At 52.2% G+C, this 15,919-nt stretch carries 12 protein-coding genes, 1 pseudogene and 2 riboswitches; of the genes and pseudogenes, 1 reads left to right on the top strand and 12 read right to left on the bottom strand.

Annotated features, from left to right (window positions below; all coding sequences use genetic code 11):
* Positions 1-44: 44 nt before the first annotated feature.
* The 9 genes and pseudogenes from thiC to ntrB all read right to left on the bottom strand — a co-directional run bounded on the left by thiC (position 45) and on the right by ntrB (position 10,855).
* On the bottom strand, positions 45-1,424 hold the full coding sequence (gene thiC / locus ABXS88_RS06250; RefSeq protein WP_353674323.1) for a phosphomethylpyrimidine synthase: 1,380 nt from the start codon (positions 1,422-1,424) through the stop codon (positions 45-47).
* Positions 1,425-1,432: 8 nt separating this feature from the next.
* Positions 1,433-1,528: riboswitch (TPP riboswitch) on the bottom strand.
* A 48-nt stretch (positions 1,529-1,576) separates the two neighbouring features.
* Positions 1,577-2,659 (bottom strand): sensor histidine kinase KdpD, encoded by a 1,083-nt coding sequence (locus ABXS88_RS06245; RefSeq protein WP_353674322.1) that lies wholly within the window; start codon positions 2,657-2,659, stop codon positions 1,577-1,579.
* Positions 2,656-3,306, bottom strand: coding sequence for a K(+)-transporting ATPase subunit C (kdpC, locus tag ABXS88_RS06240; RefSeq protein WP_353674321.1), 651 nt, complete (start codon positions 3,304-3,306; stop codon positions 2,656-2,658). The genes ABXS88_RS06245 and kdpC overlap by 4 nt, the downstream gene beginning before the upstream one ends.
* Positions 3,306-3,575, bottom strand: coding sequence for a potassium-transporting ATPase subunit F (locus ABXS88_RS06235; protein WP_353674320.1), 270 nt, complete (start codon positions 3,573-3,575; stop codon positions 3,306-3,308). The genes kdpC and ABXS88_RS06235 overlap by 1 nt, the downstream gene beginning before the upstream one ends.
* Before the next feature lie 44 nt (positions 3,576-3,619).
* Positions 3,620-5,770, bottom strand: coding sequence for a potassium-transporting ATPase subunit KdpB (kdpB, locus tag ABXS88_RS06230; RefSeq protein ID WP_353674319.1), 2,151 nt, complete (start codon positions 5,768-5,770; stop codon positions 3,620-3,622).
* 152 nt (positions 5,771-5,922) lie between these two features.
* Positions 5,923-7,671, bottom strand: a complete 1,749-nt coding sequence (gene kdpA, locus ABXS88_RS06225; protein ID WP_353674318.1) for a potassium-transporting ATPase subunit KdpA — start codon at positions 7,669-7,671, stop codon at positions 5,923-5,925.
* 71 nt (positions 7,672-7,742) lie between these two features.
* A pseudogene (locus ABXS88_RS06220) lies at positions 7,743-8,569 on the bottom strand (nitrate ABC transporter ATP-binding protein).
* A 31-nt stretch (positions 8,570-8,600) separates the two neighbouring features.
* A complete protein-coding gene (locus tag ABXS88_RS06215) occupies positions 8,601-9,995 on the bottom strand; it encodes a CmpA/NrtA family ABC transporter substrate-binding protein (protein ID WP_353674317.1) in 1,395 nt (464 codons plus the stop codon).
* A gap of 14 nt (positions 9,996-10,009) precedes the next feature.
* Entirely contained in the window at positions 10,010-10,855 is an 846-nt protein-coding gene (gene ntrB / locus ABXS88_RS06210) for a nitrate ABC transporter permease (RefSeq protein WP_353674316.1), read from the bottom strand.
* Positions 10,856-10,946: 91 nt separating this feature from the next.
* Positions 10,947-11,108, bottom strand: a riboswitch (cyclic di-AMP (ydaO/yuaA leader).
* 470 nt (positions 11,109-11,578) lie between these two features.
* Here ntrB and ABXS88_RS06205 point away from each other — a divergent pair.
* Positions 11,579-11,788 (top strand): hypothetical protein, encoded by a 210-nt coding sequence (locus ABXS88_RS06205; protein WP_353674315.1) that lies wholly within the window; start codon positions 11,579-11,581, stop codon positions 11,786-11,788.
* Here the strand turns inward: ABXS88_RS06205 and ABXS88_RS06200 are convergent.
* The 3 genes from ABXS88_RS06200 to ABXS88_RS06190 all read right to left on the bottom strand — a co-directional run bounded on the left by ABXS88_RS06200 (position 11,785) and on the right by ABXS88_RS06190 (position 15,897).
* Positions 11,785-12,657: a pentapeptide repeat-containing protein gene (locus ABXS88_RS06200; protein WP_353674314.1), complete on the bottom strand. Its 873-nt coding sequence runs from the start codon at positions 12,655-12,657 to the stop codon at positions 11,785-11,787. The genes ABXS88_RS06205 and ABXS88_RS06200 overlap by 4 nt on opposite strands.
* Positions 12,658-12,770: 113 nt before the next feature.
* A complete protein-coding gene (gene recJ, locus ABXS88_RS06195; protein ID WP_353674313.1) occupies positions 12,771-14,912 on the bottom strand; it encodes a single-stranded-DNA-specific exonuclease RecJ in 2,142 nt (713 codons plus the stop codon).
* A gap of 10 nt (positions 14,913-14,922) precedes the next feature.
* The gene (locus tag ABXS88_RS06190) at positions 14,923-15,897 is read right to left on the bottom strand and encodes an alpha-ketoacid dehydrogenase subunit beta (RefSeq protein WP_353674312.1); all 975 of its coding nucleotides are present in this window, start codon (positions 15,895-15,897) and stop codon (positions 14,923-14,925) included.
* Positions 15,898-15,919: the final 22 nt, after the last annotated feature.

Raw genomic sequence — 15,919 nt, 5'->3', positions numbered from 1 at the left:
CGAGGTCAGATTATCTTCAACAGATTGGTAGGAATAGGCGGGCTTTAGCGTTGGGCCACTACTTCCTTATCTTTCGCGAGGAAGACTTCTAATTCTTCCAGCATTTCCGCATCCACCTTGGTTTGCATCGGACAGAACTTCGGCCCACACATGGAGCAAAATTCGGCAGTTTTGTAGATATCTGCTGGTAGGGTTTCGTCGTGGTATTCCCGCGCCCGTTCTGGATCTAGAGATAGTTCAAACTGGCGATTCCAATCAAAGTTATAACGGGCAGTGGACAATTGATCGTCGCGGTCCCGGGCCCCCGGCCGATGGCGGGCAATATCCGCCGCGTGGGCCGCAATTTTGTAAGCGATTAGACCGTTACGGACATCTTCAGCGTTAGGCAGGCCCAGGTGTTCCTTCGGCGTGACGTAGCAGAGCATGGCGGTTCCGTGCCAACCGGCAATGGCCGCCCCAATGGCAGAAGTAATGTGGTCATAACCGGGAGCAATATCCGTTACCAAGGGGCCGAGGACGTAGAAGGGCGCTTCCGAGCACTCTTCCATTTGTTTTTTGACGTTAAATTCGATCTGATCCATGGGCACATGGCCAGGCCCTTCTACCATCACTTGCACATCGTGTTCCCAGGCCTTGCGGGTCAATTGGCCCAGGGTTTTTAGTTCCGACAATTGGGCATCATCGGAGGCATCATGGGTACAGCCGGGCCGCAGGGAATCCCCCAAGCTGAAGGAGACATCGTATTTTTTAAAGATTTCGATGATCTCGTTGAAGTGGGTATAGAGGGGATTTTGCTTATGGTGATGGAGCATCCATTTGGCGATAATACCGCCGCCGCGAGAGACAATGCCGGTGATCCGGGTTTTGACCAAGGGCAAGTATTCGATCAACAGGCCGGCGTGGATGGTCATGTAGTCCACCCCTTGCTGGGCGTGCTTTTCGATGATGTGCAGGAAATCATCGGGGGTGAGGTTTTCGATACTGCCGTGGACACTTTCCAGGGCCTGGTAGATGGGCACGGTGCCGATGGGAACGGGAGAAGCATTAATAATAGCGGTACGGATCACATCCAAATCTCCGCCCCCCGTGGAGAGATCCATCACCGTATCAGCGCCGTACTTAACGGCTAGTTTCAGCTTGGCCACTTCCTCATCGATGTTGGAGGAATTGGGAGAGGCTCCGATATTGGCATTCACCTTACACTTCGAGGCGATGCCAATGGCCATCGGTTCTAGGTTGGTGTGGTTGATGTTGGCAGGAATAATCATCCGGCCCCGGGCCACTTCATCACGAATCAACTCCACCGGCAGGTTTTCCCGCTGAGCTACATAGCTCATTTCTTCGGTGATCACCCCTTGACGGGCGTAGTGCATCTGGGAAACATTGCTGTGTCCCTGCCGTTTCGCAACCCAATCTGCTCTCATATTTAGATGTCCTCAATAAACAGCTTCCCTCCGCTGGTATTACCCAGGCTCAGGTTCTAAGGGTTTTTCTCAGCCTAGTTGCCTAGACACCCCTAGCTTTACGCCAAATTTTACCAAAAAACTGAGGGGACGGCCTCGCCTCTCCAATGACCTCACTTTTCTGTGGCGATGATGTGGAGGTCAATATTTTTATGCCAAATGAGATCCATCAGGCGCTGGGTAAAGGAACGACGAAAAAAACGAGGCCAACGGGCCTGTTGACTTTCCCCAATCACGATCTGCGTAATCCGTTTTTGTTCGGCCATGTCGGCAATCGCTTGGGGAATATCGTGGCTGGTCACCCGCAGAAATTGGCCCCCAAATTCCCGGCAGATGCGCTCGCAGGTTTCCAGGTGCAGGGTTTCAGCCTTGGTCAGAAAAGCATCCGGTTTATCCACAAAAATAGCAATGAGTTCTGCATTCATATAATTGGCAATGCGGCCGGCTCGCCGGAGCAGACGCAGGGAATGGGCATAGGTGGAAACACAGACCATGACGCGCTCATGGATACTCCAGGTGGGTGAAGGTGAGGGCGAATGGTTGCCGTCCTCTTCGACGGTATCCGCAACTTCTCGCAGGGCCAGTTCCCGTAGGGCAATCAGGTGACGCCGTTGGAAAAAATGGGTGAGGGCCGTTTGAATTTTCTCCGGGGCGTAGATCTTTCCCTCTAGAAGGCGTTCTTCTAGGGTTTCTGGGGTGACATCCACAACCACAATTTCATTGGCTTCTTCCAAAATTCGGTCGGGAATGCGTTCCCGCACCACAATCCCGGTAATTTTGGCCACTAGGTCATTCAAGCTTTCGATGTGTTGAATATTGACGGTGGAATAGACATCAATTCCCGCCGCTAGGATCACTTCGACATCCTGGTAGCGTTTTTCTCTCACAGATCCCGGCACATTAGTATGGGCCAGTTCATCAATCAAGGCCAGTTTCGGTGAGCGTTGGACAATCGCCTCCGTATCCATTTCGGTCAGAAACTTTTCCCCACAGGCAATTCGTTGACGTGGAATTTGTTCTAACCCTTCCGCTTGTTCAGCAGTCTCTTCTCTGCCATGGGTTTCCAAGAGGCCAATCACCACATCGATCCCTTCCTCTTTGAGGTCCTGGGCCTCCTCCAGCATCTTGAAGGTTTTACCGACCCCTGGGGCCATGCCGATAAAGATTTTATGTCTGCCCCGCCGCTGACTGATCACTTTGTTTGCTCTGTGGAATAACGGTCTAGACCAAGATTCAGTTTCAGCACATTCACCCCCGGTTCTCCAAAAATACCGAGGAAACGGCCATCGATATTGCTTTGAATTAGCTCTTCCAGTTGACTGGCTGAGAGGCCTCGGGCCTTTGCTACCCTGGTAATCTGGCCCTGGGCGGCTTCAGGGGTGATGTGGGGGTCAAGACTAGAACCGGAGGCATATACCAAGTCGGCGGTTGGCGGAATACCAGCGGCCTTTAATTGGGGAATGGCTCCGGCGATGGCCTTTTGAGAGTCAGGATCGGGTTTTCCCTGGATACGCTCTAGCAGGGCCGGATTACTCGGGGCCAGGTTGCTCGCCCCGGATACCCCAGTTTTTAAGACCAGGGCCTCATCCTGTTGGGGGTTTGCCGTGCTGTAATTGGTTGTACTAGGGCGACTGTTAAAGTAGCGCTCACTGGTGAAGGGTTGGCCAATCAAGGCCGAGCCGACAACGGTTCCCTGGGCATTTTTCAGCAAGCTACCATTGGCCTGGTAGGGAATAAGGGTTTGGCCGATGGCCAGCATGGCCAAAGGATAGAGGACTGCTGTGAGTACCCAAAGCAGAAAGGTTGCTCGCAGGGCCCGACTGATTTCACGCGAAAAACTCATTAGAACTTCTCCGGGAGAAACATCACAAAAAAGAGATAGACGGACAGGCTAAGGGTGCCGATCAACAATAGGCCCAGGGCCCAGGCCTGATGGCGACTGAGGGCATCGCCGGTGGCGCCATAGACCACTGGGGCCAGGATTAAATTCAAGCAAAGACCCAGGAAGAGATAGCGCGGTAATTTCTGCCGCTGGGCCGCAGACCCCAGGATAGAAAAGACCTCTGAGATCTGGGCCACAGGGTTGGTTAACGGTAATCGCGGGTATTTCATCACAGTCACCTGAACGTAAATAGGTAGGATTGAACCATGGGTACTTAGAGCAGGGGTGAAAGCATTAAATCAATCACCTTAATGGCGATGAAGGGTGCAATAATTCCCCCCAGGCCATAAATCAGCATGTTGCGTTGGAGTAATTGATCTGCCGTTAAAGGACGAAACTGCACCCCCTTCAGGGCCAGGGGAATCAGAGCCGGAATAATCAGAGCGTTGTAGATGAGCGCTGAAAGAATGGCCGACTGGGGACTCTCCAGACTCATAATATTCAAGGCCCCAATGCCGGCCGCCGCAAAGATGGTGGGAATAATGGCAAAGTATTTGGCAATATCGTTGGCGATGGAAAAGGTGGTCAGGGCCCCTCGGGTAATCAACAATTGTTTACCAATGGTCACTAGGTCGATCAGTTTCGTCGGGTCAGAATCGAGATCAACCATGTTGGCAGCCTCCTTCGCGGCCTGGGTGCCGGAGTTCATGGCTAGGCCCACATTGGCCTGGGCTAGGGCCGGCGCATCGTTCGTGCCATCCCCCGTCATGGCCACCAGTTTGCCCTTTTCCTGTTCTGTGCGGATCACCTGAATTTTGTCCTCTGGGGTGGCTTCGGCAATAAAGTCATCCACTCCGGCTTCCTGGGCAATCACCGAGGCCGTAATCCGGTTATCCCCCGTCAGCATAATAGTTCTGACTCCCATGCGCCGCAGTTGGTCAAAGCGTTCTTTGATGCCAGGTTTGACAATATCCTTGAGGTAAATAACCCCATAGATATCGCTATCCCGACAGACCGCCAGCGGTGTTCCTCCTAAACGAGATACCTTTTCGTAGGCCTGGTCTAGGCCCTCGGGCACTTGCCCACCCCGAGAACGCACAAACCCCTTGATGGCATCTACGGCTCCTTTACGATATTCATGACTGCCCACATCGGTGCCACTCATGCGGGTACGAGCTGAAAATTCGATCCCCTCAGCTTGACTGATATCGATGTTGAGGGCGGCCCCCATTTTTTCTGCTAGTTGAATAATAGAGCGCCCTTCAGGGGTTTCATCAAAGACGCTAGCGGCATAGCAAATCTGGGCCGTTTCTTGGCAGTCATGACCGTTAAGAGGAATAAATTCATCGGCCAAACGATTGCCGAGGGTGATGGTTCCCGTTTTATCCAAAACGAGGGTGTTGATGTCACCGCAGGCCTCGACGGCCCGGCCAGAGGTCGCAATCACGTTAAACTGGGCCACCCGGTCCATGCCAGCAATGCCGATGGCACTGAGCAAGCCGCCAATGGTAGTGGGAATCAGGGCCACCAGCAAGGAGATCAAAATAGCAATGGTCGAGCCAGCCCGCAGACTATTCCCCGCAGCTTCTCCCAGCAGACTGGCGACAAAATCGGCAATGTAGCTCGAAAAAGGCGGGATAGTGGCCACCACAATCAAGAAAACCTGAGTGAGCACCACCAACAGAACCGTGAGGGCAATTTCATTGGGGGTCTTCGTCCGTTCAGCCCCTTCCACCAGGGCGATCATGCGGTCGATAAATCCCTGGCCTGGATCTTGGGTAATCCGCACAATCAGTTCATCGGAAACGAGACGGGTTCCCCCCGTTACCGAACTCATAATGTCTGTTCCCGGTTGCTTCAAAACAGGGGCCGATTCTCCGGTAATGGCCGACTCATCCACCGAAGCAATGCCTTGGATCACTTCCCCATCGGCGGGGATCAGGTCTCCCGCTACTACCTTCACCTGGTCTCCCTGACGCAGGGCCGTGGAACTGACTTCCTGAATCGTGCCATCCGCCAGGAGTTTACGGGCGTAGGTATCCTGCCGAGTGGAGCGCAGGGACTCCGCCTGGGCCTTCCCTCGGCCCTCAGCAACAGACTCCGCAAAGTTAGCAAAGAGGACAGTCAAAAACAAAATAATGGTGATCAGACCATTCAGGATGCGTTGCTGGTTGGGATCACTGGGAATGGTACCGAAGAGATTAGGGTCTAGGGTCAGAAAAAGGGTAATGAGGGTTCCCAGCCAGACTACAAACATGACGGGATTGCGAACCGCAATACGGGGGTCTAGCTTGAAAAAAGCGGCCTGAATTGCCCGTTGATAGAGGCCCTGGCGGTTAACTTTAGGCGTATGGCGACGTGATTCCCTTGGCCCTCTGGGACGGCGAGGGGGGTTCGTAACAGGAGACGGTTCAGGTGTTTCCATAGCGATAACTGTTTTATCTCAATCCTTTAAATTAGGGCGACAGATCCTTCTCTTTACCCCTCCGCCTACGGCACCGCCCCTTGGCAAGGGGAGGACGGGTGGGGTCGATGGTTTTGTTCTGCTTGAGCGGCTTAGGATTAACTTCTTGGGATCTAGGTAGGGCTGGTGCCGCTAGCAATTTGGAAGGCCTCAGCAACTGGGCCCAGGGCCAGCCAGGGGAAGAAAGTTAAGGCCCCCATGATCAAAATGACGCCTGCGGTTATACCGGTGAATAGAACGGTATCGGTGCGGAGAGTGCCAATGGTTGTGGGGACGGGTTGTTTGCGGGCCATGCCATCGGCCAGCAACAATAAAGCAATGATGGGTACATAACGCCCCACCAGTAGGCTAAAGCTTGTACTCAAGTTCCACCACAGGGCCGTCACCGTTGGCTTAGCGCCGGTGGCCAGGGCCAAGGGCGAGGGTTGGGAATCCCCCAGGCCTTCCAAGCCCGAACCATTATTGGCCGCCGCAGAGGCATATTCATAAATCACCTGGGAAAGGCCATGAAAGCCGGGATTACTAATGCCTTGGAAATCGGGAAAGGCCATGGCGATAGCCGCCGGAATCAAAATCGCAATGGGATGCACCAGCAAGATCAGGAAACTGGCTAACACCACTTCTCGCTTTTCAATCTTACGGCCCAAAAATTCAGGGGTCCGTCCGACCATCAGGCCGGTGACGAAGACCGCCAAGATCAGGTAGGCAAAGAGATAGGCTGTTCCTGTTCCCTGGCCACCAAAGACGATTTGTAGGAACATATTAGCCAAGGTGGCAAACCCCCCCGTTGGCATAAAGGAGTCATGCAGACTATTAACGGCCCCGCACATCGTGGCAGTGGTGACAACGGCGTAGAGGGCCGACTGGGCCCAGCCAAAGCGGACTTCCTTCCCTTCCAAGTTCGGAGCCAGCCCCCCCAGCAGGGCATTGACCGCAGGATTGCCGTTGTATTCTCCCATCACTGTAATCACGGTAAAACCGATTAAAATCCCCAGGGGAACCAGAAAAATTAACCAGGCCTGACGCAGATTTTGAGTGAAGACACCGTAGGTATAGATCAGCGAAGTGGGGATAGCAAGAATGGCGACAAGCTGAATCAGATTGGCCAAGCCATTGGGATTCTCGAAGGGATGGGCCGAATTGATCGCAAAAAAGCCCCCGCCATTTTCTCCCAGTTCCTTGATGATTTCAAAGTGAGCTACTGGCCCCCGCGCAATGGCCTGGCTCAAACTGGGATCTTCTAGGGTAGGAACCACGACAGGCCCGTCTAGGGTTTCCGGCACGCCAGCTAACATTAACAGCAAGGCCCCAACGATGCTAATCGGTAACAGGACACGAGTGATGGATAACACCAAATCCCGGTAAAAATTGCCCAAGGGCCGCCCCGTCAGGCCCCGGATAAAGGCAATGGCCACCGCAATGCCTGTCCCCGCAGAGGTAAACATGAGGTAACCAAGACCCAACATTTGCGCACCATAGCTCAGATAGGTTTCACCAGAATAGTGCTGTTGATTGGTATTCGTAATAAAAGAAATCGTCGTGTGCAGGGTTGTATCCCAAGTAGGGGCCGGGATGCCCGTCGGATTCAGGGGCAGATATTGCTGGAGGGCAATCATCGCAAAAATCAATCCGGCCATGGCCCCATTACTGAGCAGAATGGCTCTGGCGTATTGCCAACCCGTCATACTGTCGGTAGGAGAAACTTGCAGAAAGCGATAAATCAATCTCTCTATGGGTAATAAAAGAGAATCAAAAATCGTTTTTTCTGCCAGAAATACGCGAGCTAAATAGCGACCGAGAAAGGGCATAAGGGCGACCACAATCACGAGGGTCAGCGCAATTTGAAAAAAACCTTGTAACATTTTTGTTTTGGTTTGCCTAGGTGACTGGCATTAAGTCTTGATGCTTGATCACTCAATAAATAGAGCTGTATTTACTGGTAACGTTCTAGAAAATCCAAGGCCTGATTCCGCAGTTCATAGTATTCCGTCGTTTCCCGAAGCGCATGGTGGTCGCGAGGACGGGGTAAATTAATTTCCATCACCTTGCCAATCACTGCGCCAGGGCCATTGGTCATCATCACCACCCGGTCGGACATAAAAATGGCCTCATCAACATCGTGGGTAATCATCATCACGGCCTGGCGATGATTCTCCCAAATATCCAAAACCTGCTGTTGTAGTTTGGGCCGCGTCAGGGCATCTAGCGCTCCGAAGGGTTCATCTAATAGCAACATTTTAGGACGAGTTGCCAAGGCCCTGGCCACACCGACCCTTTGCTTCATCCCCCTGATAGCTCATGGGGATATTTATCGGCGGCAGGCAAGAGATTAACCATGGCCAAATGCTCATCAACGACCTTATTTTTTTCTCCGGGACTCATTTTTTTAAAGACCTCATCCACCGCTAAGCGCACATTTTCCCGCACCGTTAGCCAGGGCAGTAAAGAATATCCCTGAAACACCATCATCCGCTCTGCTCCCGGTTTGCGAATGGCCTTGCCCTCTAGGGTAATCAAGCCCGAGGTCGGCCGGTCTAAACCCGCTACTAGGCGTAGGAGGGTTGATTTTCCGCAACCAGAATGGCCAATGACTGATACATATTCCTGCGTGCCAACGGTTAAATTAATGTCTTCAAGAACGGTAAAAGGACTGCCATCGGGCTTAGTAAAGGATTTGGAAACATTTTCGACGACTAAAAAGCCGTCATTGGGGGAAAAATGCTCTGAGGAGGCAAAATTAAGGGTATTGGAACGAACCATGGGATACCTCAATGAACACAAGAGTAAATTTTTAAGACAAGGCAAAAATTAGAGGGCGATGGGCGCGAATCTCAAAGTTCTGAATATAGCCATTGGGATTACTGGGATCAAAGGAACGTTGATCAATAAACCTGTCGGCTGGCTCAACTTTGTAGTCTTCTGCCGGACAAGGAATCCCCATTTCCGTTGCAATTTCTCGATAGAGATCTGTACGCCAGGCCTGACGCAGAATCGTATCCGCCTGGGCTGGAAGCTCTCGCACCTGGCCCCAACGAGTGGCTTGGGTCATTAACCACAGGCCCTGGGATTGCCAGAGAAAGGTGGAATGATCATGGGGAATCTGGACCAATTCGGGGGGCAACTCAAAGAAAATGGTGGTGTCAATGTTGTCCCGCCAGCGGGGTTTATCATCAAAGCCACCGTAGTTGTAGTCCCCCACAATACCGGGTTTCGTATATTTGTCCTTAGCCCCGGTAAAGGCCCGTTGGGAAATAATCCGAGCTACCTCCGCCCGGTTTTCAGGCCGACTGCAATATTGGCAGGCCTCGATCATGGCCTTCACCAGAGAACGATAGGTTTTGGGATACTGGTCGATAAAAGTCTGGGAAACTGCTAGCACGCGGTCGGGATGGCCCTGCCAAATTTCTCGGCCCTGGGCAAAGGTAAAACCAATGCCCTCATTGCCTGTAATCGCTCGGGTATTCCAGGGTTCCGCCACCATATAGGCCTGCATTGCTCCCATGCGCATATTGCTCACCATTTGGGGGGGCGGGGTAATAATGACGCGAAATTCTTGGATGGGATCGACCCCTGCGGCAGCGACTAGGTAGCGAACAAAGTATTCATAGATAGAAGAACTCAGCACTACTGCAAAGACCCGTTGATCGAGGGGCACTTGTGCAAAGTAACGTTTCAAATCCTGGCCAAAACGAGGCAGATCGCCTTGATAGTCTTGCCAGGGCCGAACGCCAGCATCCCATAGCCCTTGGTTAAAGGTAATTGCGTTGCCGTGACGATGGATAGTCATAGCAGCACAGAGAGGGAAGTGTCGTGCCCCTTCTGCACCGAGACGAGCATTGGTGACGGCCCCAGAGACAACAGGGGAAGCGTCAAGACGGCCAAAAATAATGCCGTCACGGGAATTTCCCCAACTGGCCTCCCGACTCAGCTTTACATTTAAACCGTATTTGTGAAAGAAACCCTTTTCCCAGGCAATTGCAAAGGGGGCACAGTCATTGACCGGCACAAAGCCTACGGTTAAATTCGGCTTTTCTAGCGTGGCGGGATCGACTACGGGCGGTTGTAATTCAGCTTGGCGATGTATTTGATTAGGGGAGGGAGAAGAACTACAGCTAGAGAGACTAGCTACCGCTGCCGTCGCGCCGCAGGCCTGTAGAAAGGCCCGCCTTGTCCAAGTATTCTTCATCACAAGTACTCCTACTAGCGTTTAGCTGGGCGATGGGTGACGGCCATTTGCAGGCTTGCTAGGGCATAGTCTAATATCAGACCCGTTATACCAATCACAAATACTGCGAGGAAAACAGAACTCACATTCAAGCGATTCCACTCATCCCAAACGAAAAAGCCAATACCAATACCACCGGTCAGCATCTCAACGGCGACAATCACTAGCCAGGCAATGCCTAAACTGATCCGTAATCCTGTGAAAATATAGGGCAAACTAGCAGGTAGAACAATTTTGACCAATTGTTTCCAGCGAGGCATTTCCAGAACCTGGGCCACTTCTAAATAATCCTTGGGAACATTAGAAACACCTTCTGCCGTATTGATAATGGTTGACCAAAGAGAGGTAATAAAAATCACAAAAATTGCTGAGGGTTCAGCGGCGTTGAAAATTGCTAACGCAATGGGCAACCAAACCAAAGGAGAAACGGGTTTAAAAACTTGGATAATTGGGTTAAATACGAGCCAGGCTGGACGGGAGATCCCAATTAAGAAACCAAGGGGAACGGCTACGATGGCACCTAGTAAAAAACCAATACAAACCCGAGTTAAGCTCGCCAGTAATAGCCACCCTAGGCCTAAATCACCAGGGCCTCGTCGATAAAAAGGATTGATGATCAAATCCAGATTACTCATCAGAGCTTCTGGTGGTGTCGGCATCATTTCATGACGAACGAGGGCCACTGCCCACCAGAGGAGAATAACCCCTGTAAAGCCGAGCAAAGGATAGAGAAAGGTGTCTTGTAAAATAAAGGGTTTAGATTTCCGCCAAGTTGAACTCACTGCAACAGAAATCACGGAAAGATTAAGTTGAATTGACATCGCCGTACACCAAAATCAAGGCAGGACAATATAGACCGATGCGGTCTAGGGATACTGATGATATCAAGTCATTAAAAATGCTGATTCCTCAGTTTCCTCTCTATGCCTACGGGGTTAGCTGTCGGACTAGGACTGAGAGATGTCCCTCTAGAAAAACCTCGATTTTCTGGACTGACGAGGTTGAACCAGATACGCCCCTTGGTTTGGGTCCCCCGCTTTAGGCTTTTCGGCCTAAACTCGGCTAACGAGATGCAGAGGATTATAACATAACTTTGCCAAAACTGCCCCTCTCCGTAACCTCAATAGCAAAGAAAAGACAATACACAGGCTCTGAATACGAAGAAAAATGACGACACCAGTCTCCCCAAGAAGAATCGCCATCTAATACCAATCCTCCAAATTAAGGCTACAGATGTTTACCCCTCCGCCTACGGCACCTCCCCTTGCGAAGGGGAGGACGGGTGGGGTCTAGTTATGTAGTCGGGCTTTAGAGATTTGGTATAAATCTTTTTTTAGATACCCTTGAGCTTGCCTTTCCCTTCAATGTGGACTACCTATGTGTGCGATTTTCAGCGGGATATCCCCAGTGATCTGGAAAAAGCTGAACAATAGTAGTAGTGAAGCCACTAGGTCAAGATTGCGTAACCTTTCTTCGTGCTTTGTCACGATGTTGAGCAAATTTTCAAGTTAGGATTGGGTCAAATCCTAGGGAGATGTGTTGCCATGTCCGATAACCTTGAGCACCTCTGTGCAGAATTGGAGAATTTAGACCCAGTTGATCTCGTGACCGGGGCCGATTGTCGGGCCCAAGCCCAGGAGGTCTTAGCCAACCCTTCCATTGCGCTGCGTCTGAAAACCTTGGTCGCTGACCTTTTGATGCAAGCAAATCAGCGTCTTGTCCTCAAAACCGTTGGTGGGGAAGATAGCTACTAAACCACGGGAAAGGCCAGTTGATCGGGTTCGATTAACTTCGGAAAATCTTTAAAAATGAGGGTGCAGGCCTTGACATATTTCTGAGCCCAAGTTTGGGCCAGTTGAATCTGTTCCTGAGTCAGGGCCTGTTTTTTAGGGCCCTTGGTTGTAATTTTGTCAGTGGCAGGGTCTAGGTAAAATTGCTCGAACCACTCGGTTTTGGGTTGGGCCGACTGCCAATAGCGCCGGGCCATGGTGTTGCCAAGGTAATGATTTCCCAAAGCACTCAGATGATTCAAGGTCAGCAATAACTCCTCGACGGTTAAATCGGTGGGCAGGGCCGGGGTGACAATTGCCGTCGAAGCTTGGGACGCAGAGACCGTTGGGGCCGTCGTGAGGCCTTGAGCTACTTTCTTAAGACCCGCTTTCTCCGGGTTAAAGTTCGGATCAAAGCCAGTTTTGCCGTTGTATTTAGCCTGGCTAAAATTCGCACCGGTGAGATTAGCCCCATTTAAAAATGTGCCATTGAGACAGGCCTCCTGGAGATTGGCGCGGGTCAAGTAGGCCCCGGTACAGAGCGCATTTTCTAGGTTACTCTGCTGGAGGTTCGCTTTGATCAGATACGTCTTAATCAATGAGGCCTTGGTCAGATTGGCCTGGGTAAGATTAGCGCCGGAAAAGTCGGCCCCATTGCAATAGGCCTCAGTGAAATTGGCCCCACTCAGGTTGGTATCCCGTAGGTTGGCCTCAGTGAAATCGGTGCCACTAAAATCTGCCCCCGACAAATCTAGGCCATGAAGGTCTACCCGCCGTAGCTGTAGATTTTGAAAATTGCGTTGTCCGGCTTGATATTGGGCCTGTATTTCCTGACTCGTACTACTCTGAACCATGGTGATGGCAATTCCTGTGGCGTGACGAGGGTTGAATAAGTAAATGCTTTAGCCAAAGCCTCTACTAAAATAACGCTTTTTAGGGAAGGGTAGAGGAGCGGCCGACTTGAGTATCAGCTCAAAATAACTTGACAATGGTATTGCCGTTGAAACTGTTCCTCTTGCAGGGCCTCTAAGCATTGATGGAGGTCAGTCACCAGTTCGGTGGTTGGTAGCGGCGGTTGGGCCCGTAACCGTTTTCCCAAAGCCAGAACGAGGGGCGTGGTCACCGGGCCAAGATTCCAGGTGGCAGGAAGGGTTTCCACCGACCAAGATGCTTCCTGGTGAACCAATCGGAGAAGCTGTTGCAGGATGTCTTCTGGGGAGAGAGCGGGAAGCTCTGCTTCTCGGCGATGATGCTCCTTGGGGGCCAAGATTGGGGGGAGAGGGGACTCAACGACAGCAACAGGGGGAAAATCAGTAGAGGGTGTTCTAGCTGGGTCACTGACTTGTAAATCAATGAGCCGGACTTCATAGCGATTTTTATCCTTATAGGTGTTGAAATCTAATTCCACCACCACGTCGTAGGTTTGCTGGGGGTCGATCTCTTCCTTGGTATGGCCCCACCAAATACCCGGAAACCCTTCAGGACTACTGTTGTCCTTGAGATAAAACGTGAGTTTGGGATACATGACTGGTCGGCCTGCCCAATCCTTTTGATCACTCCAAAGACGCTCAAAACGGCAACCTTTGATCAGTAAACGCGGCGCCGGATTGCCCATGCCACAGGGTTCTAGTAATTTCAACTCCTGAAATAATTCTCGGCCCAGGTCGGCTACTGTCACCGTTAAATCCACCTCCACCTGGGGGCCAAGGGCCACTAAATCACCGTAGGTTTGCCAGAATCGTTGATTGATGGCCTCTCGGAAAAGGGATAGATTCTCTAGGGGCAGACTCAGACCCGCCGCGAAGGGATGACCGCCAAAGCCCAATAGTAGCTCCGCTTGGGACTGGAGTAGGTCGTAGAGATCGATATTGCGAATTGAGCGGGCCGAGCCTCGGACAATAGTCCCTGTCGCTTCCAACTGACGACAGAGGAGAATGGTCGGACGGCCATAATCCTGGGCAATTTTGCTGGCCACCAGGCCCAGAATTCCTGCCGGCCATTGGGGATCTTCGAGGACAATCACCCCTGTAGTCGAAAGATCCAGCCGTTGGACTTGTTTCTCTACCTCCGCGCTGATGGTTTTTTGCAGACTTTTGCGGCGACTATTGGCCAGTTCCGTGGCCTCCGCCAGGGCTGCACAGCGCTCTGATTGACGACTGGTGAGCAGTTCCACCCCAAAGCTGGCGTCGCCATGGATACGACTAATGGCATTAATGCGGGGGCCAATGCCAAAGGAAATATCCGTCGGGCGGTCGCCGTTGCCCTTACAGTATTCCAAGAGTTTAGCCACCCCCGGGCGGGACTGGGTTTGAGGTTGTTTTTGCAGTTGTTCGATGCCCTTTTGGGCCAGGTAACGACAGTCCCCTGTTAGTTGCACGAGATCAGCGATCAGACCAATGGCCACTAGATCCAGGAGGTCACTCAGGGGTTGCTGGGGAATGGTCGGAAAACTTTCATAAAGAGCCTCCACCAATTTATAGGCCACCGCCACACCGGAGAGATGGTACAGGGGATGGTTTTCGGCAAAGTAGCGGGGGTTGATCATGGCCACCACCGGGGGACGCTCCTCCGGCAAGGTATGGTGATCGGTGATGATCAGGTCTAGGCCCCAAGCCAGGGCCTGGTCAATTTCTCGGAGGGAAGTACTACCCGTATCACAGGTGACAATTAGACGCACCCCTTCTCCGGCCAGGCGTTCCAGTTGGGGCAGATTCAGGCCATGGGATTCCCGGAGACGGTGGGGAATATAGTAGGTTAACTGCTCTCCCTGGGGAAAAAACTGGCCCAGGCCCTCCCACAACACACTGGTGGCCGTAACCCCATCGGCATCAAAATCCCCCCAGATGACCACCTTTTCCCCGGTTTCGCGGGCCTGGTGCAAACGCTGGACAGCCCACTTCATTTCCTGGCCAAAGGCAAAGGGGCTGGTGGGGCGGTAGGCCTGGGCATCAACAAAGGCCTGGAGTTGGGCCTCATCCCGAATCCCGCGTTGCCACAGCAGTTGGGCCGCAAAATAACCGTTGGACTGGGCACAGTAGCGGGACACCGCCTGCCAAAATTGGGCCGGGAGGTTAGCGGGGGGCTGAATCTGCCAGTGGGCCGGGGCCATGATCGGGAGCCTAACCCACTAACTGCTTCACCGTATCTACGATCTGGGGCGGCTGAACAATGGTCAAACGCTCTAGGGCGCCATTGTAGGGGGTGGGGATATCCTGGGAGGAGAGGCGAACCACCGGCCCATCCAGTTCGTCGAAGAGTTGGTCGTTAATCAGGGCAATCAATTCTGCAGCAATCCCCCCGGTTTTCATGCACTCTTCCACAATGATCACCCGATGGGTTTTGCGAATGGAGGCACTAATTGTCTCCATGTCAAAGGGCTTGAGGGAGATGAGGTCAATAATTTCCGGGTCGTAGCCGTCCTTTTCCAATTGCTTCAGGGCCTGGAGACAGTGGTGGCGCATCCGGGAATAGGTCAAAATTGTCACGTCTTTACCGGGGCGCACAATTTCCGCCTTGTCCAGAGGCACAATGTATTCGTGATCCGGCAGGTTTTCCTTGAGGTTGTAGAGCAGAACATGCTCAAAGAAAAGCACCGGGTTGTCATCTCGAATGGCGGCCTTGAGCAGGCCCTTGGCATTGTAGGGGGTGGAACAGGCGACAATTTTCAGGCCCGGCACCGCATGGAAATAGGCCTCTAGACGCTGGGAATGCTCGGCCCCTAGTTGCCGACCGACTCCCCCTGGCCCCCGAATCACCATGGGAATTTTGAAATTTCCGCCGGAGGTGTAGCGTAACATCCCGGCATTGTTAGCAATTTGGTTAAAGGCTAGGAGCAGAAAGCCCATGTTCATGCCTTCGATCACCGGCCGCAGGCCCGTCATAGCAGCCCCCACAGCCATCCCCGTAAAGCTATTTTCAGCAATGGGAGTATCCAGAACCCGCCATTCGCCGTACTTTTGATATAAATCTTTCGTCACCTTATAGGAACCACCGTAGTGGCCCACATCTTCACCAAGGACAAAGACGGTGTCATCCCGTCCCATTTCTTCATCAAGGGCTTGTCTGAGGGCATTAAATAACAGAGTTTCTGCCATGGTCTCTGGGTTCTAGGGTTTC

The organism is Synechocystis sp. LKSZ1 (assembly GCF_040436315.1).
Lineage (GTDB): Bacteria > Cyanobacteriota > Cyanobacteriia > Cyanobacteriales > Microcystaceae > Synechocystis.
Note: the sequence above shows the minus strand (reverse complement) of the source record. Positions and strands in the feature narration are given on the sequence as shown.